A 21,260-nucleotide genomic window follows, 5' to 3' on the forward strand; every position below is an offset into this window, starting at 1 on the left:
GGACCTGGGATTCGCCGCACTGCGCGATGTGCCGATGACCTGCACCTTCTACCAGCGATGGACGCTCCCCTGATTCGCGTACCACTCGATCAGGCCGTAGTCGTCCACGGATTTCGGGTCGATGCTGACGTCCGCTCGGCCCGCCAGAATCCCGGTCACCGGCACCTCGAGTTTCTTGCCGGTCCGGGTGTGCGGGATTCCCGGCGCCTCGATCACCTCGTCGGGCACGTGACGCGGCGACAACCTGGTCCGAACCTCCGACGCGATGTGCGAGATCAACCGATCGTCCAGGCTCGCGCCGGGCACGAGGGTGATGAACAACGGCATCCAGTACGCACCGCGCGGGCCGTCCACGCCGAGGACAAAGGCTTCGGCGACCTCGTCGATTCCCTCGACCACCTCGTAGATGTCGGCCGATCCCATCCGGATGCCGTGCCGGTTCAGGGTGGCATCGCTGCGGCCGTGGATGACCATTGATCCGCGATCGGTCACCGTCACCCAGTCGCCGTGCCGCCAGACCGGCTCGGGCGGCGGAGATGCCCACTCGTGCGTGAAGTACGCACTGCGGTAACGCGCGCCGCCGGGATCGTTCCAGAACGACACGGGCATCGAGGGCATGGGTGCGGTGACGACCATCTCCCCGACCTCGTCGATCAGCGATGTGCGATCGGGCGCCCAACTCTCCAGCGCCACTCCGAGGTATCGAACCGAGAGCTCACCCGCGACGACCGGGACACCGACCGAACCACCGGCGAATGCGGTGACCACGTCGGTCCCCCCACTGATGGACGAGATCGGCAAACCTGGCTTCACGTTGTCGTCGACCCAGGTGAACAAGTCGGCGGCGAGAGTGGATCCGGTGCTGCCGAGGGTTCGCAGGGCGGAGAGGTCGTGATCCCGGCCGGGACGCAGCGCCGCCTTGCGCGAGGCCTGCAGCTGCCCGGGGCTGGTACCGAAGTAGGTGACCCCTTCGGATTCGACGATCTGCCAGAGCCGGTCCGCATCGGGGTGCAGTGGTGATCCGCTGTAGCAGATGATCCTGGTGCCACAGAGCAATCCGGCAACCTGAAAATTCCACATCATCCAACTGAGTGCGGTCTGCCAGAAGAAGACGTCGTCGGGCCCCAGGTCTCCGTGCAGTCCCGCCGCTTTGAGATGTTCGACCACCACACCACCGTGGCCATGGACGATGCCCTTCGGCTTACCGGTCGTGCCGGAGCTGAACAAGACCCACAGTGGGTGGTCGAACGGCACCGATGCCGGCTCGAATGGCTCACCCGGGGCGGCCACTGCCTCCGCGTAGTCGATGCGCCGAGGCGGCGCCGCATCCGGCGGTGTGGAGGTACCGCCGCCGGGAACGCCACCGCCGACGGGCGGCGCGACGACGATGTGCGCGAGCAACTCGGGCAGGAGATCTGCCAATCCTGCGCTGTCGGCTGTCTTGTCGATGGTCTTGCCGTTGTAGCGGTAACCCGCAGCGGTGACGAGAACCTTCGGGTGCAGTTGTGCGAGCCGGCCCGCGGCCCCCTCCGGCGCGTAGTCCTGTCCGCAGCCCGACCAGATCGCACCGACATACGCGGTGCCGAGAAAGGCGACCACGGCCTCGGGGATGTCGGGCAGATAGGCGGCCACCACATCACCGACGCCGACACCGAGATCGGTCAGGGTCCTCGCGAACCCGGTCACCTGTTCGGACAGTTCCGACCACGCGACCTCGGTCCGTCCGCCGTCCTCGTCGACGCCGACGATCGCCGCGCCCGGCCGGTCTGCGTGCCGCAGGATCGCGGACACGTAGTTGAGTCGCACCCTCGGAAACCATTGCGCGCCTGGCATATCACGGCTCGCCAACACGTCGGCATCGTCGGCGGGCGACTGCCCATCCGTCGTGACGGCGACGGCATCGAGGTCGTAGAAGTCCCAGACCGCGCGCCAGAACTGAGCCGGCTCGTCGACGGACCACTGCCACAACGCTGCGTAGTCGGTGAGGTCACGACCGGACCGCTCCCCCGCCGCCGCGGCAAACGAATCGATGTACGTCGTCCGGGACGTGCCCTGCTGGGAAGTGCCCTGCTGGGAAGTGCTCTGCTGGGAATCGCTCACGTGTCCTCGCTCGCCTCGTCTCGCAGTCCGAGTATGTCGACTGCCTCGGCACGCATCTGTACCTTGCGCACCTTGCCTGTCACCGTCATCGGGAATTCCTTGACCACATGCACGTATCGGGGGATCTTGTGCCGAGCGATCTTGCCCGCCGCAAAGGCGTGCAGGTCGTCCTTCGTGAAATCGGTTGCGCCGTCGCGCAATCGCACCCAGGCCATCAGCTCCTCGCCGTACTTGTCGTCGGGGACACCGATGACCTGCGCATCGAGGATGTCCGGATGGGTGTAGAGGAATTCCTCGATCTCCCGGGGGTAGACGTTCTCGCCGCCGCGGATCACCATGTCCTTGATCCGGCCGGTGATCCGGACGTACCCGCTGTCGTCCATCACGGCGAGGTCGCCGGTGTGCATCCATCCCTCGGCGTCCAGGGCATCGGCGGTCTTCTCCGGCTCGTTCCAGTAGCCCTTCATCACCGAGTACCCCTTGGTGCAGAACTCGCCGGTCTCGCCACGCTGCAACGTGTCTCCCGAGCCCGGGTCGACGACCTTGACCTCGAGGTGCGGCCCGACCCGACCGACCGTGCCGACCCGCAGTTCGAGCGTGTCGTCGACGCGGGTCTGGGTGGACACCGGCGAGGTCTCGGTCATGCCGTAGCAGATGGACACCTCGCTCATGTGCATCCGCTCGACGACCTGACGCATCACATGTTCCGGGCACGGCGAGCCGGCCATGACGCCGGTCCGCAGACTCGACAGGTCGAAACCTGCTGCCCCGCCGGTGTCGTCGAGGAGGGCGAGCTCCGCGATGAACATCGTCGGCACGCCGTAGAGGCTCGTACAGCGATACTCCGACACCGCGGCCAGGGTGGCCGCCGGGTCGAAGGCCGGTGCCGGGATGACCATGGCCGCGCCGTGACTGGTGGCCGCAAGGTTGCCCATCACCATGCCGAAGCAGTGGTAGAACGGCACGGGCAGGCAGATCCGATCGGCCTCGGTGTAGTCGAGCAGCTCGCCCACGAGGTAGCCGTTGTTACCGATGTTGCGATGAGACAGCGTGGCACCCTTGGGGAATCCGGTGGTGCCCGAGGTGTACTGGATGTTGATGGGATCGTCCGGCGCCAGCGATCCGGCAATCTCCGTGACCCGGGCGGCCTCGGCCGGGGTGGGCTCGGCGAGCAGCGCGGCCCATTCCGCGGACTCGAAGAGGATCACCTCGCGGAGCTCTGGACAGTTGGGACGGGCGGCCGCGAGCATCGCCGCGTATCCGGAATCCTTGAACCGTTCGGCCGCGATGACGACGTTGGTTCCCGACTGGGCGAGCGCGTACTCGATCTCGTTCTGCCGATATGCGGGGTTGAGGTTGACCAGGATCGCGCCGATCTCGGCTGTCGCGTACTGGGTCAGCACCCACTCGAACCGGTTGGGCGACCAGAGGCCGACCCGGTCACCGGGGTTCACCCCGGTGCGGACGAGTCCTGCGGCCACGGCGCGCACATCGTGGAGGAACTCCGTATACGTCCATTGTCGCCCGGCTGCGGCATCGATGAGCGCGACGTTGTCGCCGAACGTCGACGCCGTTCGTGCCAACGTCGCGCCGATCGTCTCGGTCAGCAGATCCGGGCTGTCCTCGCCCCGCGAATATGCCGGTTCGGTCATGATCGGGCTCCGATTCCTTCTGGGCCGCGTCAGCGGCAGTTTCTCATTGGTGCTCGGTGGTCGGTGTGTCACCGCGCTGGGCGTCGCCCTGGGTGGCGATGGCCCTCGCCAGGACCACCTCGGCCTGCCGCAACACCGGGCCGTCGATCATGTGTCCGTCGATGCTGAACACCCCGCCCTGGTACTCGGCGGATCCCTCCACCACGCGCTGCGCCCATCGGACTTCCTCTTCCGACGGCCGATAACCGTCGCGGATGTAGGGCACCTGCGATGGGTGGATGCACGCGGTCGCGGTGTATCCCAGCGCAACCGCGTCACGCACCTCGGCGATCAGCCCGGCGACGTCGGGAATGTCGAGGTGGACCGAGTCCACCGCGAACTTGCCATGGGCCGCGGCCGCGATCCTCGTCGACGATCGGACCCACCTGGCCACGTCCCGATAGGAGCCAGGCCGCTCCTCATCTGGTCCGAACCGGCTCGACTTGCCGCCCAGACCGGCGACGAGATCCTCGGCACCCCACATCAGCCCGATACAGTTCAGCGCAGCGGCGATCTCGTGGGCACGGGTCGCGCCCAGTGGGGTCTCGATGAGCGCGACGGTCTGCAGCGCGGTGTCGATGATGGAGTCGACGTCCTCGGCCTTGGCCTGCATGACGACCCGGTAATTGGTGTCGCCGATGGCCGCGAGGTCGCGACGGTAGTCGCCCGTGCCGGCCGGGTTGATCCGGACGATCGTTCGACCGGGGTCGAGTGGGTTGGCGACGAGCGCCTCTCGGGCAGCCACGCGGTTCTCCGGCGAGACGGCGTCCTCGAGGTCGAGGATCACCACGTCCGCCCGATCGAGCGCCTTCTGATACCGCTCGGGACGATCCGCCGGACAGAAGAGCATGGCGGGACCCGGGGGTGTCCAGGCGTTGATCAACTGCGGGCTGTCGAAATTCATCACTACTCCACTGGCTTCTTTCGCACCAGCGTGGCCCGTGCGGCGCGCGCAACGACCTCGCCGTGCTGATTGCGTCCGATGTGGGTCAAGTTCACCACGCCCTCGCCGGGTCGCGACTTCGATTCCCGCCTACCCGTGCACTCGGTCTCGGCGTATAGGGTGTCACCCGCGAACAACGGCGCCGGGAAGGCGACCTCGCTGAAGCCGAGATTGGCGACGAGTGTGCCCTGGGTCAGCTGCGACACCGACAGACCGACGATGGTCGACAACGTGAACATCGAATTGATCAGCCGCTGACCACCGAAACCGGGCTGCTGCGCCGACCACGCCGCGTCGAGGTGGAGGGCCTGAGTGTTCATCGTGAGCGTGGTGAACAGGACGTTGTCCGCCTCGGTGACCGTGCGGCCGGGCCGATGCTCGTACACGGTTCCTTCCGCGAACTCGTCGAACCACAGGCCCCGTTGGACGATGCGGACCGGATCCTCGACGCGCTCCCGACTCATGCGAACCCCAGTTCCCGTGCGATCAGCATCAACTGGACCTCGGTGGTGCCCTCGCCGATCTCCAGGATCTTGGAGTCCCGGTAATGCCGGGCCACGGGGTATTCGTTCATGAATCCGTAGCCGCCATGGATCTGGGTGGCCATCCGCGCATTGTCCATCGCCGCCTCGCTGGCGACCATCTTGGCGATCGAGGCCTCTTTCTTGAACGGCTTACCGGCCAGCATCTTCGCCGCCGCGTCGTAGTAGGCGGTGCGGGCGACGTACGCACGGGCCTCCATCCGCGCGATCGCGAACGACACCGACTGGTATTCGCCGATCGGTTTCCCGAAGGACTGGCGCTCCTTCGCATACTTCACACTCTCGTCCACGCAGCCCTGCGCGACACCGGTGGACAGTGCGGCGATTGCGATCCGCCCCTCGTCGAGGATCGAGAGGAAGTTGGCGTAGCCACGGCCACGCTCACCCAGGAGATTCTCGGTGGGCACCCGCGCGTCGATGAATGTCAGCGGATGCGTGTCCGAGGCATTCCACCCGACCTTGTTGTACGCCGGTTCGGCAGTGAATCCCGCAGTGTCGGACGGGACGATGATCGTCGAGATCTCTTTGCGCCCGTTCTCTTTCGTGCCGGTCACGGCGGTCACCGTGACCAACGATGTGATGTCGGTTCCGGAATTCGTGATGAATTGCTTGCCGCCGTTGATGATCCACGAGTCACCGTCGTCCTTCGCGGTGGTCGCGGTGGCTCCGGCGTCGGAACCCGCGCCCGGCTCGGTGAGACCGAATCCCGCGAGTGCACGGCCGGAGGTGAGGTCGGGCAGCCACTGTTGCTTCTGCGCCTCGGTGCCGAACCGGTGGATCGGCATCGCTCCCAGGCTCACCCCTGCCTCGAGTGTGATGGCGACGGACTGATCGATCTTGCCGAGTTCCTCGAGAGCCAGCGCGAGGGCGAAGTAGTCGCCACCCATGCCGCCGTACTCCTCGTCGAACGGCAGCCCGAACAGCCCCATCTGCCCCATCTGCGCGACGATCTCGTAGGGAAAGCTGTGTTCCTCATCGTGTTTCGCCGAGACGGGCGCCACGACGGACCGGGCGAAGTCGCGGACGCTGTGGATGAGGTCGGTGTACTCCTGACTGAGTTCCATCAGTTCTCCTTGTTGATCGAATCGCTCGCGGCGGACTCCACATGTGCGAGTGTCTGGCCGGCCGCCACCTTGTCGCCGACCCTCGCCGAGACGGCCACCACTCCGTCGATCGGAGCGGTGAGCGTGTGTTCCATCTTCATCGCCTCGACGACGACGATCGGGTTGCCCGCCGAGACGGTGTCGCCCGCCTCGGCCCGGACCGCGACCACCGTTCCCGGCATCGGGCTGAGGATCTCGCCGGCATGCTCGTCGGCTGCTTCGTCGAGCAGCGTTCGGGCGAGGTCGAGCAGCCAGGTCCCGTGCGGACCCGCCACCCACCACGTCCCGTCGACCTCGGCCTTCGACCATGACTGGCTGACCCCGCCGACGATCAGCCGTCGGCTCTCGTTGTCGCCGTTGGTGACCCGACGATATTCGACTGCCGCATGCCAGGGTTTCCGGTCGTCGTCGTCGTCGTACGTCACGGTCGCCTGACCGGCGATCGCATCCGCCGACGCCGACTCCACGTGGATGGCGACAGTGAAATGCTCAGCGCCACTCACCAATCGGGTCACGACGGGCGCAGTCTCGCCGATCCGCCAACCCACCGCGGACTGCCATACGTCTGCGCGGTCGCGGGATCCGATACGCGCGAACCCTGCCAGGACAAGAGCTTCCGGGACAGGATCGGGTACCGAGTAGTCGCGGACGAGTCGGTCGAGCAGTTCGGTGTCGAGCTCCGCGGCGCGGACGGACTGCTGGGCGAGCACGTGTCGACAGAAGTCGATGTTGGTCACCACGCCGAGTACGTGGGTGTGCGCAAGCGCTTGGTCGAGTCGCTCGAGCGCCTCTTCCCGATCTCTGCCGTGCGCGATGATCTTCGCGAGCATCGGATCGTAGTCGCTACCGATCACCAACCCCTCGGTCATCGCCGAGTCGACACGAATCCCGTTGCCCGGATTCGAATCAGGGTGGACGAGGCCTGCGATGGTGCCGCCGGTCGGCAGGAATCCGTGCGCCGGATCCTCTGCATACACTCGCGCCTCGATCGCATGCCCGCTCATCACGAGGTCGTCCTGGACGAGCGTGAGGGTCTCACCCCTCGCCACCCGGATCTGCTGTTCTACCAGGTCGACGCCGGTGACTAGCTCGGTTACCGGGTGTTCCACCTGCAGCCGCGTGTTCATCTCCATGAAGAAGAACGCGTCGGGCCGATGGGCGGAGACGATGAACTCGACCGTGCCCGCACCGGTGTAGCCGACACTGCGCGCGGCGTCGCACGCCGCAGCACCGATCCGGTCACGCGTCTCGTCGTCGAGCAGGGCCGACGGCGCCTCCTCGATCACCTTCTGGTGGCGGCGCTGCAGCGAGCATTCACGTTCTCCGAGATGGATCACGTTGCCGTGCTCGTCGGCGAGGACCTGGACCTCGATATGACGTGGGGTGTCCACGAAATGCTCGAGAAACAGGGAGTCGTCACCGAAGGCGGAGCCGGCCTCTCGGCGCGCGCGTTCGAGGGCAGCAGGCAGGTCCGCGGCGTTCTCCACACGGTGCATGCCCTTACCGCCGCCACCGGCGCTCGGCTTGATCAGTACCGGGAAGCCGACGTCGGGCGCGGCGGCGATCAGGTCGTCGTCGGTCAGACCCGGGCGTGACAGTCCCGGAACCACCGGGACGTCGCGTTCGGTGACCGCGGCTCGGGCGGTGATCTTGTCGCCCATCGTCGCGATGGCATCCACCGGCGGACCGATGAAGACGAGACCCGCACCGGCCAGCGCCGAGGCGAACTTCTGATTCTCCGAGAGGAACCCGTATCCGGGGTGCACGGCGTCGGCGCCGGAGTCCTGCGCCGCGCGCACCACGGCGTCGATGTCGAGGTAGCTCTCGGTCGCAGGCGCCGGCCCGATCCGAACCGCGACGTCGGCCTCCCGGACGTGGCGCGCGTCAGCGTCTGCGTCCGAATAGACGGCGACACTGCGGATGCCCATCCGACGCAGGGTGCCGATCACCCGACAGGCGATCTCGCCGCGGTTGGCGACCAGCACGCTGCGGATCGGCCGAATAGCTGGAGTGTTGTTGTCGGTCACGTGATCACATCCGGAAGACGCCGTAGCGCGGGTCGTCGAGTGGGGCATATCGGCAGGCTTCGAGCGCCAATCCGAGGGTGGTGCGCGTCTGTGCGGGATCGATGATCCCGTCGTCCCACAGCCGGGCAGTCGAGTAGTACGCGTCCGCCTGCCGCTCGAACTGCTCGCGGATCGGCGCCTTGAACGCCTCCTCGTCGTCGGCCGCCCAGTCACCCCCGGATCGTTCGACCTGGTTGCGACGGACCGTGGCCAGCGTGTCGGCCGCCTGCGGGCCGCCCATCACCGAGATGCGAGCGTTGGGCCACATCCACAGGAAACGCGGCGAATACGCACGGCCACACATCGAATAGTTGCCGGCGCCGAACGAGCCGCCGACCATGACGGTCAGCTTGGGTACCCGCGCACAGGCGACGGCGTTGACCATCTTCGCCCCGTTCTTGGCGATGCCGCCCTCCTCGTAGGCGCGTCCGACCATGAAGCCGGTGATGTTCTGCAGGAAGACCAGCGGTATCCGCCGCTGATCGCAGAGCTCGATGAAATGTGCACCCTTGAGCGCGGATTCGCTGAACAACACGCCGTTGTTCGCGACGAAGCCGACCGGGTGACCGTGCACGTGGGCGAAGGCGGTGACCAACGTGGTGCCGTAGTTCGCCTTGAACTCGGTGTATTCTCCGGCGTCACTGAGGATCTCGATGACCTCGCGGACGTCGTAGGGGGTCCGCGAATCGGTCGGGACCACGTCGTAGATATCGGTCTGCGGCCGCTTCGGTTCGCGAGCGGCGATCGTCTCCCACTGCGCCGCATCACGCGGGCCCAGGGTGGCGACGATGTCGCGGACCTTCGCCAGGGCCTGCTCGTCATTGTCGACGAGATGATCGGTGACCCCGGAGATCGACGAGTGCATCGCACCGCCGCCGAGCTCCTCGGCGGTCACGTCCTCACCGGTGGCCGCCTTCACCAGCGGCGGGCCGGCCAAGAAGATCGTGCCCTGATTGCGCACGATGACCGTCTCGTCGCTCATCGCCGGCACGTAGGCGCCGCCGGCCGTCGACGATCCGAGGACCGCGGCGATCTGCGGGATGCCCGCGGCGCTCATTGTCGCCTGGTTGTAGAAGATCCGGCCGAAGTGATCCCGGTCCGGGAACACCTCGTCCTGCTGCAGGAGCATCGCGCCGCCCGAGTCGACGAGGTAGATGCAGGGCAACCGGTTGGCCGCGGCGATCTCTTGTGCGCGCAGGTGCTTCTTCACGGTCATCGGGTAGTAGGTGCCGCCGGAGACCGTCGCGTCGTTGGCGACGATCATGCATTCGCGCCCGGCGACGCGACCCACGCCCGCGACCACACCGGCCGACGGCACGCGGTCGTCGTACATCCCTGTCGCCGCGAGGGGAGCGACCTCGAGGAAGGGTGAACCGACGTCGAGGAGTCCGTCCACCCGATCGCGGGGCAAGAGCTTGCCGCGGGAGATGTGCCGGTCGCGCGCCTTCTCGCCGCCTCCTCGCCGCGCTGCGGCGAGGAGTTCCCTGAGTCGGCCGATGTTGCGGAGATGGGCGACACGGGACCCGACCGGCTCTTCGCCGGACCCGCTCGTGACTTCCGTGCTGAACGTGCTGGTCACCATCGACCTTTCAGTTAGTGGTGATTAACTGAACCGCATCGTACGTCAGCCCGGTGCGACTTGTCACGTGCCCTTCCCGACACTCATCACATTCTCGCAGCCGACGTGACGCGGCTCACGAAATTTCGTACTGTGGTGTCAGGCCCACCACCCACGGGCCCACATAACCGACGCCCGCGACGCCACCACCCACCGGCTTCGTGGACCGACATATGAAGAAGGCCAGGTAACCCCATGACCCTCGCAGACGACCGCGCGCGCCGAGTAGGTGCGCACACCGAAGCCGGTTCACGCGGCGCCCCGATTCCCGGGGGCGCGACATTCTCCCTCGACGACCGCTACACGCGTGAGTCGGGCACCATCTACCTCACCGGCATCCAAGCGCTGGTCCGAATGGTCCGCGACCGCGCTCGCATCGATCGGCTGCAGAATCTGCGGACCGCCTCCTTCATCTCCGGTTACGAGGGCTCGCCGCTGGCCGGCTACGACCTGGAGATCGCCCGTCGCCGCACCTACCTCGAGCCCTACGACATCGTCCACCGCCCCGGGCTGAACGAGGAGATCGCGGCGACATCGGTGATGGGTTCCCAGGTGGCCGGGCAGGTGGGGCATCTCGCCCCGGACGCCGCGGGACATGCCCGCGACGGGGTGGTCGGCTACTGGTACGGCAAGGCTCCAGGCCTGGACCGCGCCACCGATGCGTTGCGGCACGCCAACCTGATCGGCACGCACCCCGCCGGTGGAGCGGTCGCACTGGTCGGCGACGACCCGGGCGCGAAGAGTTCGACGGTCCCGTGCGCGTCGGAGATGGCGCTCGCGGATCTGTACATGCCGATCCTCTACCCTGCCGATTCCCAGGACATCCTCGATCTCGGCGTGCACGCCGCGGTGATGAGTCGAGCCAGCGGCCTGTGGACCTCGATGAAGATCTCCGCGCACGTCGCCGACGGCGCCTCCACCGCCATGGTGGATCCGGCCCGGATCATGCCGGTCTACGGAGACCTCGGCACCAGCCCACACGTTCCGAGCGGTCGTCTGCTGGGCGCGAATCTGATGGAGCTGGAACAGAATCAGCTCACCACCCGCATCCCGCGTGCGCTCGAGTACGCGCGCCTCAACGGGATCAACCGGATCACCGTGTCGAGCCCCGACGACCACATCGGCATCGTCGCCGCAGGCAAGACCTATCTCGACCTCCGGGAGGCGCTGCGCCTGATGCGCATCAGCGACGACGATCTGTGCCGTCTCGGCGTCCGCATCCTGAAGCTCGGGATGGTGTACCCGATCGAGCGAGACATCCTGAACCGCTTCATGTTCGACACCGCAACCGGCGAACTCGACGAGGTCATCGTGATCGAGGAGAAACGCGACTTCATCGAGACGATGATGCGTGACATTCTCTTCCGACACCCTCGTGCTCCTCGGATCGTCGGCAAGACGAACGAGGACGGCTCGACGCTCTTCTCGAGATTCGGCGAACTCGACGTCGACGCCGTCTCCCGCGGCCTCGCCCAACGCCTCGCGCACCACCATCACATCGACGCCGCGCAGAACTGGCTCGACCGCAAATCGCAGCGGCGCGGGCGGATCGAACTGCCGCTCGCCGTCCGCACGCCCTACTTCTGCTCCGGCTGCCCGCACAACAGCTCTACCAAGGTATCCGACGACACACTCGTCGGAGCCGGGATCGGTTGTCACGCCATGGTTCTGCTGATGGACCCCCGTCAGGTAGGAGACATCGCCGGCGTCACCCAGATGGGCGGCGAGGGCGCACAGTGGCTGGGAATGGCGCCATTCGTGACCGCCGACCACTTCGTTCAGAACGTCGGCGACGGGACCTTCATGCACTCGGCATCGCTGGCCCTGCGCGCGGCGGTCGCGGCGGGCGAGAACATCACCTACAAGTTGCTGTACAACGGAACCGTGGCGATGACCGGCGGCCAGGATCCCGTGGGCGCCATGGGCTTGCCCCGTCTGACGTCGTTGCTGATCGACGAGGGCGTCGCCCGAATCGTGGTGACCTCCGACGATCCCAAGCGCACCAAAGCCCTCGCACTCCCCGGAAGTGTCGAGATACGTCACCGGGACGAGATGCTCGACGTACAGACCGAACTGGCCGCGGTCGACGGCGTGACGGTGCTGATCCACGACCAGCATTGCGCTGCGGAGGAACGCCGGAAGCGCAAGCGCGGCACCGTCGAGACCCCCAATCAGCGCGTGATGATCAACGAGCGCATCTGTGAGGGCTGCGGCGACTGCGGCGAGAAGTCGAACTGTCTCTCCGTTCATCCGGTCCAGACCGAGTTCGGCCGCAAGACCCGGATCGACCAGAGTTCCTGCAACCTCGACTTCTCGTGTCTGAAGGGCGACTGCCCGTCCTTCGTGACCGTCACGCCCGGAACACGCCGCGTAAGCGCGCGGGCCGACGACATCGCCGACACGGCACTGCCGACGCCGGACGTCCCGGAACTCCGTGACACATTCACCCTGCGGGTCACCGGAATCGGCGGCACCGGCGTGGTGACCGTGTCGCAGGTCCTGGCCACCGCGGCGGTGTTGGACGGGCACGCCGCCCGCACCGTGGACATGACCGGCCTCGCCCAGAAGGGCGGTGCGGTGGTGAGCGATGTGAAGGTGTCGCCGGGAGTCATCGAGCAGGCCGCCAAGGTCGCCTCCGATGATTGCGACCTCTACCTGGTGTGCGATCCCCTCGTCGGCACCGATCCCGTCAACCTGAAGGTCGCGGCGCCGGACAAGACGGTGGCCGTGGTCTCGACGACCGAGATCCCCACGGGCGCGATGGTCATCGACACCTCGGTCGGCTTCCCGGCCGCCCACCAGGTCCACTCCGCAATCGACGCCAAGGTGTCACGTGCGGTTTACCTCGACCCGGGTGCGCTCTCGACCGGGTTGTTCGGCGACGAGCAGTACGCCAACATGCTCATGGTCGGGGCGGCATATCAGGCAGGTGCGCTGGCGATCTCGGCAGAGTCCGTGGAGCGTGCCATCGAACTCAACGGCGTCGCCGTGGAGGCCAACACGCAGGCCTTCCGCCGTGGTCGGCAGATCGTCGACGACCCGGATGCCGTGACGGACGCGCTCGCGGCTCTGCACGGTTCGTCGTCACCGGACATCATCCCGAGCGACCGTGCCGCGTCGGCGGTCACGGCGCTGGATATTGTCGACGACGACCTCGCCCACGCGATCGCGGCCCGATACGACGAGTTGATCGCCTACGCAAACGAGCGTTATGCGCGTCGGTATCTCGAGCTGGTGGAGCGGGTGCACAGGGCCGGCCACGGCGATGGATTGACCGGCGCCGTGGCCCGCAACCTCTACAAGCTCATGGCCTACAAGGACGAGTACGAGGTGGCCCGGCTGACGCAGGATGCGGCTTTCGCTTCACGAATCGCCGAGCAATTCGGCGACGACGCCGAGGTCGCCGTGCGGCTGCATCCGCCGACGTTGCGTCATCTCGGGATGCGCGAGAAGATATCGCTCGGGGCCTGGGCGGATCGGCCGCTGGCCGGTCTCGCAAAGATGAAGCGCCTGCGCGGTACCAAGCTGGACCCGTTCGGACACAATGAGATCCGCCGGACCGAGCGCGCATTGATCGTCGAGTACCGCGAGATCGTCGAGGCGATCCTCGCGGGGCTGTCGAGCGGCCGGATCGGCACCGAACAGCTGCCGTCCGCTGTCGCACTCGCCGACCTGCCGGACCTGGTCCGCGGCTACGAGAGCATCAAGATGGGCAATGTCGAGCACTACCGCGAGGAGGTCGTCAAACAGCGCGCGGCGCTGGGGATCTGACCGTGCGCGATTGGTCTCGATACGTTTCCGTCGCTACGCTCCTCCACTACTCGACCGGCGAACCCCAACCGCCGGTCGAGTAGCCCGCGAGCGAAGCGACCCGACGAACCCCAACCGCCGGTCGAGTAGCCCGCGAGCGAAGCGAGCCGGCGTATCGAGACCACGAGATCACTCCGCCCGCAACGCTGCCCACGCCATCGCGCCGAGCACGGCGCGCAGGCCCGGTTCCGGGTAGGCCGGGAGACGCGGCGACGAGTTCAGCAGACCGAACGTGGCATGCACTCGCACCCGGGCCTCATCGCGGTCGAGCGCACCGACGCCCGCGGTCACGTACACGGCCAGCAGCACGTCGACCCACTGCTCCACGTAGCGCCGCTGCAGGGATCGCACCCGATGATTCGCGGCCGGTGTCAGCGACGACAGGTCGCGGTCTTGCACTGCGATCAGATCGGGCTTGGTGACGAGCACGTCGATGTGGAAGCGGATCAGATCGTGCAGCGTCTGCTCAGGTGCACCGTCACGGGCGACGACCTCCGCGCCGCCGTCATGCAGTCGCTGACTGATGTCGACGAGCATCTCGTCGAGTAGGTCGGTCTTCGACGAGAAATGACGGTACATCGCCGGGCCACTGACGCCCACCGCTCCGCCGATGTCCTCCAGGGTCACCCCGGCAAAGCCACGGGCCGCCATCAGGCGCGCGGCGGCCTCGAGCAATTCGGCCCGCCGCGCCGCCTTCGCCTGCCCGCGACGGGTGCGCGCAGGCTGCTCGGATGACGAGGTTGGCGACGTGGTCATGATGAGTTCGCACTCTACCGCCGCGTCGGTCACATCATGGCCGTCACCAGCCGTTGACGTGCAGGATGTCGTCGAGGGGTTTGCGGCCGGCCGGCTTGAAGTCGGTACCCGTGTAGTACGCGACGGGCAGCAGCACCCCCTGGTGAACGGAGTCCGGGATGCCCAGGAGCTCGGCGACCTCACGTTCATAGGTCAGGTGCAGAGTCGTCCAGGCAGATCCCAATCCGCGAGCACGCAGCGCGAGCTGCAGACTCCACGCGCCCGGCAGCAACGAACCCCAGAGACCCGCCTGGTTGCCCGCCGGGAGTTCGCCTCCGCTGTAGATCGCACCGATCACCAGAACCGGCACCTGCCCCATCGTGTCGGCCAGGTACTGCGCGCTCGACGCGACGCGGCGGGCGGTGTCGTCGGCCCTGGGCTGGTTCGCCGAGTACGCGGCGAACGACTTCGCATAGAGGTCGGCCACCTTCTGTCTGATGTCCGGCTCGGTCACCACGATCCAGTGCCAACCCTGACTGTTGCTTCCCGACGGCGCCTGCAGCGCCACCTCCAGCGCCTCGGTGACGATCTCCAGTGGCACCGGACGTTCCAGGTCGAGACGCTTGCGCACCGAACGTGTGGTGGTGAGCAGTTCATCGGGGTCCAGCGGTAACAGGTCCGTCATGCGAGATCCTCCATTGTCGAAAATGCCGGTCGGCCATCGTGAGACCACTCTCCAGCTTGGCCGCACGAGGCGACGATGTCGATGCCGGCCGCCCGACCTGCCGCGATGGCACGGCTCGGGAATCTCACCGGAGCAGGCCATACCGACGGAGGTGGTCGACCAACCCGTCGGTCAGCGGCAACTCGTTCAGCTCGCACGCTGCGACCCATCGGGCATCCGCAGCGTCGTCGCCGGCCCGGATCGTGCCCGAACGGTATTCGGCCACGAAGTCGTGGACCTCGTACAGCACGTCGTCGTCGCCCGGGATGTCGACCACCCACGCTTGTGCCCCCACCTCCACGATGAGACCCGTCTCCTCCTCGACCTCACGCGCGGCCGCAGCGGGGAGCGTCTCCCCTGGCTCGACCTTGCCGCCCGGCACGCTCCAACGGCCGGCCTGTGGCGGATACCGGCGCTGTACCAGTAGCAGCCGGTCGGCGGAATCCCAGACGACGGCTCCGACCCCGACGACACGCCGGGTCACCTGCCGACTCTGGGGACGCGAGTTCGACGGGAGTACGACGGTGTCGGTCCGCAAGCCAGTTCCGCGGCGATCGCCGATCGGAGACGAGCCATCCCGTCGGGTGCCATCACCTCGACCAGACGATCGACGGTGCCGTCGGCGAACAATGCGCCTGCGACGATCCCCTGGTCGGCAGCCAACTCTGCCGCGTGGTCGGTGTCTCGGTGCACGATGAGGCTGGAACCTTCCGGCGGCAGGGGCGACAGCCACGCATCGGTCGCCGCGATCCTGCGGTCCGCCGGGAAAATGGCCAGCGCCGCCCCACCCGCACCCTGCCCGAGCAGAACCGAGACGGTCGGAACCGGGACCGCCACGAGTTCCGCTGTGCAGCGGGCGATCTCGGAGGCCAGCCCGGACTCTTCGGCTGTCACCGACAATTCGGCACCCGGGGTGTCGATGACGGTGACCACCGGCAAACCCAGGTCGGTCGCCATGGTCATCCCGCGTCGCGCAACTCGGAGATCGACCGGACCGATCAGTTCCCCGCCCGCCTGTATCCGCCGGTCGTGCCCGATCACCACCGCCGAATTGCCGCCGAACCTGTGGAGCGCCAACCACAACGGCGCATTGCCACGGAGCACGACAGCGCCATCCACCGCCAGGAGCTCCTTCAGTCCGGGCCGATCCGGCGCCCTGGTCGCGACGACGGCGTCCCAGGCCGTGCCGGTGTTCGGAGGGTCCGAGCGCGGGTCGGTCTGCGCGTCCCCCTGCCGGTTCGCTCCCGGCGCCGTGGCGGACAGCACCGCGAGCGTTTCTCCGACGACGGCGGCAAGACGGTCGGTCGGCACAACGGAATCCACCAACCCTCGTCGCTGCAGATTCTCCGACGTCTGGACGTTCGCGGGGAACGGCTCGCCGTACAGCCCTTGGTAGACACGGGGACCGAGGAACCCGACGAGCGCCGACGGCTCCGCCCAGGTCACGTGCCCGAGGGAACCCCACGACGCGAACACCCCACCCGTCGTCGGGTGTCGGAGGTACACCAGGTACAGGAGCCCGGCAGCCTTGTGCGCGTTGACCGCGCCCGTGATCGCAACCATCTGCAGGAACGCCGCCGTGCCTTCCTGCATTCTGGTCCCACCCGACGCCGGGAGGGCCAGCACGGGGATCCTCTCCTGTGTCGCCCGTTCGATCGCCGCGACCACTCGCTTACCGGCGCTCCGGCCGATCGACCCGCCGAGGAAGCCGAATTCGCTGACCACCACGGCCACCCGGACATCGCGGACGCGACCGGATCCGGTGATCACCGATTCATCCAGCCCGGTGTGCTCACGCGCCCGGGCGAGCGAGGACCGATATCGCGGGTCGGTCGGCTCCCAGCCGACGGGAGCATCCCATCTCTCGAATGTGCCGTGATCGAACAGCGATTCGACCAGACTGCTGGCATCGGCGCGCGGGCGATCGGTCACCCTCACATCGTAGTGTGGCCCGCCCGCCGGACGACCGTTCGGAAACAATCGGCCCGGACCGGTGATTCGTGGCGCCCGCGGCGGTCATAATCGCGGAATACACTCACCCTGACAGGAGCTCACCATGTCCGACTACACCGTGACGCGAACCACCACGATCGCCGCGGCGCCTGAGGATATCTACCCGCTCATCGTCGATTTCCACCAGTGGAAGCGGTGGTCGCCGTGGGAGGGCCTCGACCCTGACCTCACACGGGAGTATGCGGGGGCCGACAGCGGTGTCGGCGCGACGTACTCCTGGTCGGGAAACCGCAAGGCCGGCAAGGGCACGATGGAGATCACCGACGTCACGGAACCCACCCGGATCGGCGTCGCCGTCGCGTTCGAGAAGCCGATGAAGTCGACCAGCACCAGTGTGTTCACCCTGGCGCCACGTGGCGCGCAGACCGAGATCACCTGGACGATGACCGGACCGCACTCGTTGTTCTCGCGGATCGCCGGTCCGCTGGGACTGTTCGACAAGCTGATCGGGAAGGACTTCGAAAAGGGTTTGGCCGCATTGAAATCCGAATCAGAGATCGGACCCGCTCAGCGCGAGTAGACCACCCGGGTCCGCAGCACGACGTCGGCCACCGATCGGCGTCGCCGGTCCACCGCCACCCAGACCAGCCCGACGGCGAAGAACACGCAGCACAGCGCACGCAGCAGGGCGCCCACGGGACGCATGCGGTCGCCCTTGTGGTTCACCACACGCAGGCCCATCACCACCGACCCGAGCGTGCGCCCCGATACCGCCCAGCACAACGCGAGATAGGCGATCGACACGGCGATGAAACCCGTTGCGGTGAACACTGCATTGGGCTGCGGGAAGGAGAAGTCGCGGATACTGAAGAGGAGCCGCACCATGGCAAAGCCGAGGTAGGCGCCACTCAGGATCGCGAGCACCACCAGGAGGTCGAGAGATGCCGCAACCCCGCGGCTGACGATCCCCGCGTTCTTGCTGCTGTCGTGTATCGCCGGCGGATGTGCATGGGGAGGCAGGGCGTCACTCATCGGGCGGCACCTCCGGCGCGCGCCGCAGAATCCGGCCGACGATCCCGGCCACCGCGTCATCGGCACGCTCACTTGTGCTGCGCACGTCCGTCATCACGTCGGAGGTCACGGAGGTACTCGCCTCACGGATGATGTCGGGCAGGTCCACACCCTCGATGATCTCGTTGGCCAGACCGATGAGGTCGACCCGACTCAGGATCGCGTCGACATCGATTCGCGCTGCAATCGCGTCGATGTCGATACCACCGGCCACCGCGTCGAGATCGACATTCGCCACCGCCGCGTCGAGGTCCACCCGGTCACGGATCACGGCGTCGAGATCGACACGGTCGAGAATTGCCGCGATGTCCAGGCCGGCGGCGACCTCGTTCAGATCGACGTTCTCCCGCACCAGGGTGGTCAGGTCGAGTTCGGCCACGATGGCGGAGACGATCACCGCGACAAGGGCTCGCACCCGATCGATGGCCTCCGGGAGCGCGTCGAGCACTTGCTCACCACCCGCCGCCAGTCGATCCACTCCTCGCCTTCCGAGTGCACCGATCACCGGCAGGCGGAGGCCGAAACGGATACCCGATGCCACGACGGACGCCGAGGCCACCGTCGCCCGACCGGCAAGCGCCACCGCCCCGACTGCCGCCGCGACCAGTACCGCACGCGGTACCTCGTTGTCCTGGCCCACAAACGAATCGTAGCCCCCGAACGAACTGCGGCCGTTGTTCCCGGCAAACGGGAACAACGGCCGCAGATGCGTCGTGCTGGATGTCAGAGGCTCTGGTAGAGCTCCCGGGCCAGCTTGGCGGTCTCGCTCGGCGTCTTGCCGACCTTGACGCCTGCGGCCTCGAGGGCCTCCTTCTTGGCCTGCGCGGTGCCCGAGCTGCCGGACACGATGGCGCCGGCGTGGCCCATCGTCTTGCCTTCCGGCGCAGTGAATCCCGCGACGTAACCGACGACGGGCTTGGAGACGTTCGCCTTGATGTAGTCGGCCGCACGCTCCTCGGCGTCGCCACCGATCTCACCGATCATCACGATCACCTTGGTGTCGGGATCCTTCTCGAAGGCCTCGATCGCGTCGATGTGCGTGGTGCCGATGACAGGGTCGCCGCCGATACCGATCGCGGTGGAGAAGCCGATATCGCGCAGCTCGTACATCATCTGGTAGGTCAGGGTGCCCGACTTCGACACGAGGCCGATGGGTCCGGTGCCCGCGATGTTGGCCGGGGTGATGCCGACCAGCGACTCGCCGGGGGTGATGATGCCGGGGCAGTTCGGTCCGATGATCCGGGTCTTGTTGCCCTTGGACACGTTGTAGGCCCACGCGTAGGCGCTGTCCTGCACCGGAATTCCCTCGGTGATGACCACCAGCAGCGGGATCTCTGCGTCGATTGCCTCGATGATGGCATCCTTGGCGAACTTCGGCGGCACGAACGCGATCGAGACGTCGGCGCCGGTCTCCTTCATCGCCTCGGCCACCGTGCCGAACACGGGCAGCTCCACGCCGCCGTCGTGGCTCACCGTGGTGCCGGCCTTGCGCGCGTTGACGCCGCCGACGATGTTGGTGCCCGCCTTGAGCATCAACGCGGTGTGCTTGGTGCCCTCACCGCCGGTGATGCCCTGGACGATGACCTTGTTCGCTTTGTTCAGAAAGATCGACATGGCTCAATTCCTCACTTGCTCGCCAGTTCGGCGGCCTTGTCGGCGCCGGAGTCCATCGTTTCGGCGAGCGTCACCAGCGGGTGGTTCGCATCAGCCAGGATCTTGCGGCCTTCTTCGACCTTGTTGCCGTCCAGACGAACGACCAGTGGCTTGTTCGCGTCCGAGCCCAGCTTGTTCAGCGCGCCGACGATACCGTTGGCCACGGCGTCGCAGGCGGTGATGCCACCGAACACGTTGACGAACACGCTCTTGACCTGCTCGTCACCCAGGATCACGTCGAGACCCGCGGCCATCACCTCGGCCGAGGCGCCGCCACCGATGTCGAGGAAGTTGGCGGGCTTGACGCCCTTGTGGGCCTCACCCGCGTACGCGACGACGTCCAGGGTCGACATGACCAGCCCGGCACCGTTGCCGATGATGCCGACCTGACCGTCGAGCTTGACGTAGTTGAGGTCGTTCTCCTTGGCCTTGAGCTCCAGAGGATCGGTGGCGTCCTTGTCCTCGAAGGCCTCGTGCCCGGGCTGACGGAAGTCGGCGTTGGCGTCGAGGGTGACCTTGCCGTCGAGCGCGAGGATCTGATCGTCGGGGGTGCGAACCAGCGGGTTGACCTCCACCAGCAGAGCATCTTCGTTGATGAAGACCTCCCACAGCTTCTGGATGGTCACAGCCGCGGCGTCGAGCACCTCGGCCGGCAACTTGCCGGCCTCGGCGATGCTGCGCGCGAATGCGACATCGACACCTTTGACGGCGTCGACGGGGATCTTGGCGAGAGCGTCGGGATTCTCCTCGGCGGTCACCTCGATCTCGACTCCACCCTCGACGGAGCACATCGCCAGGTAGGTGCGGTTGGTGCGGTCGAGCAGGAAGGAGATGTAGTACTCCTCGGCGATGTCACTCGCCTCTGCGACCAGCAGTTTCTTGACGACATGTCCCTTGATGTCGAGGCCGAGGATCGACTCCGCGTTCGCCACCGCGGCGTCGACGTCAGCGGAGTACTTCACGCCGCCCGCCTTGCCGCGGCCGCCGACCTTCACCTGGGCCTTGACCATCACCGGTTTGCCGATTTCCTCAGCAATCTCCCGTGCCCCGGCAACCGTGTCGGTAACGCGGCCGGCCGAGGTGGGTACCTCGTGCTTGGCGAAAAGTTCCTTCGCCTGGTATTCGAAGAGATCCATTCAGCTCACCATCTCGTAGGTTTGTCCGCAGAAGGATGTAACACCGCAGGGGTGTATTGCGGGCCATATCGGACTTTAAACCTGCCGCGTATGGCCCCTGTCGGCGCACCCACCG

17 protein-coding genes are annotated in these 21,260 nt (G+C 66.8%); 2 read left to right on the top strand and 15 right to left on the bottom strand.

The genetic code is table 11. The features are described 5' to 3' along the window. Window positions 1–48: 48 nt before the first annotated feature. The 7 genes from ACPXCG_RS02485 to ACPXCG_RS02515 form a co-directional block, all read right to left on the bottom strand. Window positions 49–2,031 carry an acetoacetate--CoA ligase gene (locus ACPXCG_RS02485; protein WP_425790457.1) on the bottom strand — a complete coding sequence of 661 codons (1,983 nt, stop codon included), beginning with the start codon at window positions 2,029–2,031 and terminating at the stop codon, window positions 49–51. A 65-nt stretch (window positions 2,032–2,096) separates the two neighbouring features. Next, complete coding sequence (locus tag ACPXCG_RS02490; protein WP_425788753.1) at window positions 2,097–3,752, bottom strand: AMP-binding protein; 1,656 nt, start codon at window positions 3,750–3,752, stop codon at window positions 2,097–2,099. A gap of 43 nt (window positions 3,753–3,795) precedes the next feature. Next, on the bottom strand, window positions 3,796–4,695 hold the full coding sequence (locus tag ACPXCG_RS02495) for an HpcH/HpaI aldolase/citrate lyase family protein (protein ID WP_425788755.1): 900 nt from the start codon (window positions 4,693–4,695) through the stop codon (window positions 3,796–3,798). A 2-nt stretch (window positions 4,696–4,697) separates the two neighbouring features. Beyond that, a complete protein-coding gene (locus ACPXCG_RS02500; protein ID WP_425788757.1) occupies window positions 4,698–5,198 on the bottom strand; it encodes a MaoC family dehydratase in 501 nt (166 codons plus the stop codon). Continuing rightward, window positions 5,195–6,340 carry an acyl-CoA dehydrogenase family protein gene (locus ACPXCG_RS02505; RefSeq protein ID WP_425788759.1) on the bottom strand — a complete coding sequence of 382 codons (1,146 nt, stop codon included), beginning with the start codon at window positions 6,338–6,340 and terminating at the stop codon, window positions 5,195–5,197. Before ACPXCG_RS02505 ends, ACPXCG_RS02500 begins: the two co-directional genes overlap by 4 nt. Beyond that, window positions 6,340–8,454, bottom strand: a complete 2,115-nt coding sequence (locus ACPXCG_RS02510) for an acetyl/propionyl/methylcrotonyl-CoA carboxylase subunit alpha (protein ID WP_425788761.1) — start codon at window positions 8,452–8,454, stop codon at window positions 6,340–6,342. Before ACPXCG_RS02510 ends, ACPXCG_RS02505 begins: the two co-directional genes overlap by 1 nt. After that, complete coding sequence (locus ACPXCG_RS02515) at window positions 8,411–10,027, bottom strand: carboxyl transferase domain-containing protein (protein WP_425788763.1); 1,617 nt, start codon at window positions 10,025–10,027, stop codon at window positions 8,411–8,413. Before ACPXCG_RS02515 ends, ACPXCG_RS02510 begins: the two co-directional genes overlap by 44 nt. A 231-nt stretch (window positions 10,028–10,258) precedes the next feature. Here ACPXCG_RS02515 and ACPXCG_RS02520 point away from each other — a divergent pair, with 231 nt between their 5' ends. Beyond that, entirely contained in the window at window positions 10,259–13,834 is a 3,576-nt protein-coding gene (locus ACPXCG_RS02520) for an indolepyruvate ferredoxin oxidoreductase family protein (RefSeq protein WP_425788765.1), read from the top strand. Between the two features lie 168 nt (window positions 13,835–14,002). Here the strand turns inward: ACPXCG_RS02520 and ACPXCG_RS02525 are convergent, their stop codons facing one another. From ACPXCG_RS02525 to ACPXCG_RS02540, 4 genes are all read right to left on the bottom strand, one after another. Next, window positions 14,003–14,629 (bottom strand): TetR/AcrR family transcriptional regulator, encoded by a 627-nt coding sequence (locus tag ACPXCG_RS02525; protein WP_425788767.1) that lies wholly within the window; start codon window positions 14,627–14,629, stop codon window positions 14,003–14,005. 43 nt (window positions 14,630–14,672) lie between these two features. Then, the gene (locus ACPXCG_RS02530; protein WP_425788769.1) at window positions 14,673–15,293 is read right to left on the bottom strand and encodes a nitroreductase family protein; all 621 of its coding nucleotides are present in this window, start codon (window positions 15,291–15,293) and stop codon (window positions 14,673–14,675) included. Between the two features lie 124 nt (window positions 15,294–15,417). Beyond that, window positions 15,418–15,816 (bottom strand): NUDIX domain-containing protein, encoded by a 399-nt coding sequence (locus tag ACPXCG_RS02535; protein WP_425788771.1) that lies wholly within the window; start codon window positions 15,814–15,816, stop codon window positions 15,418–15,420. Then, entirely contained in the window at window positions 15,813–17,264 is a 1,452-nt protein-coding gene (locus tag ACPXCG_RS02540) for a carboxyl transferase domain-containing protein (RefSeq protein ID WP_425788773.1), read from the bottom strand. The genes ACPXCG_RS02535 and ACPXCG_RS02540 overlap by 4 nt, the downstream gene beginning before the upstream one ends. 124 nt (window positions 17,265–17,388) lie before the next feature. Between ACPXCG_RS02540 and ACPXCG_RS02545 the strand changes: the two genes are divergently transcribed. Further along, entirely contained in the window at window positions 17,389–17,865 is a 477-nt protein-coding gene (locus ACPXCG_RS02545) for an SRPBCC family protein (RefSeq protein WP_425788775.1), read from the top strand. On the opposite strand, the gene ACPXCG_RS02550 is transcribed toward ACPXCG_RS02545, so the two are convergent. The 4 genes from ACPXCG_RS02550 to sucC form a co-directional block, all read right to left on the bottom strand. Next, complete coding sequence (locus ACPXCG_RS02550) at window positions 17,853–18,317, bottom strand: RDD family protein (RefSeq protein ID WP_425788777.1); 465 nt, start codon at window positions 18,315–18,317, stop codon at window positions 17,853–17,855. The two genes, ACPXCG_RS02545 and ACPXCG_RS02550, sit on opposite strands and share 13 nt — an antisense overlap. Continuing rightward, a complete protein-coding gene (locus ACPXCG_RS02555) occupies window positions 18,310–18,996 on the bottom strand; it encodes a hypothetical protein (protein ID WP_425788779.1) in 687 nt (228 codons plus the stop codon). Before ACPXCG_RS02555 ends, ACPXCG_RS02550 begins: the two co-directional genes overlap by 8 nt. An 83-nt stretch (window positions 18,997–19,079) precedes the next feature. Then, window positions 19,080–19,970 carry a succinate--CoA ligase subunit alpha gene (gene sucD, locus ACPXCG_RS02560; RefSeq protein WP_164306437.1) on the bottom strand — a complete coding sequence of 297 codons (891 nt, stop codon included), beginning with the start codon at window positions 19,968–19,970 and terminating at the stop codon, window positions 19,080–19,082. Between the two features lie 11 nt (window positions 19,971–19,981). Beyond that, window positions 19,982–21,145 carry an ADP-forming succinate--CoA ligase subunit beta gene (gene sucC, locus ACPXCG_RS02565; RefSeq protein WP_425788781.1) on the bottom strand — a complete coding sequence of 388 codons (1,164 nt, stop codon included), beginning with the start codon at window positions 21,143–21,145 and terminating at the stop codon, window positions 19,982–19,984. Window positions 21,146–21,260: the final 115 nt, after the last annotated feature.

The sequence above is a fragment of the Gordonia sp. DT218 genome, assembly GCF_049847105.1.
GTDB lineage: Bacteria > Actinomycetota > Actinomycetes > Mycobacteriales > Mycobacteriaceae > Gordonia.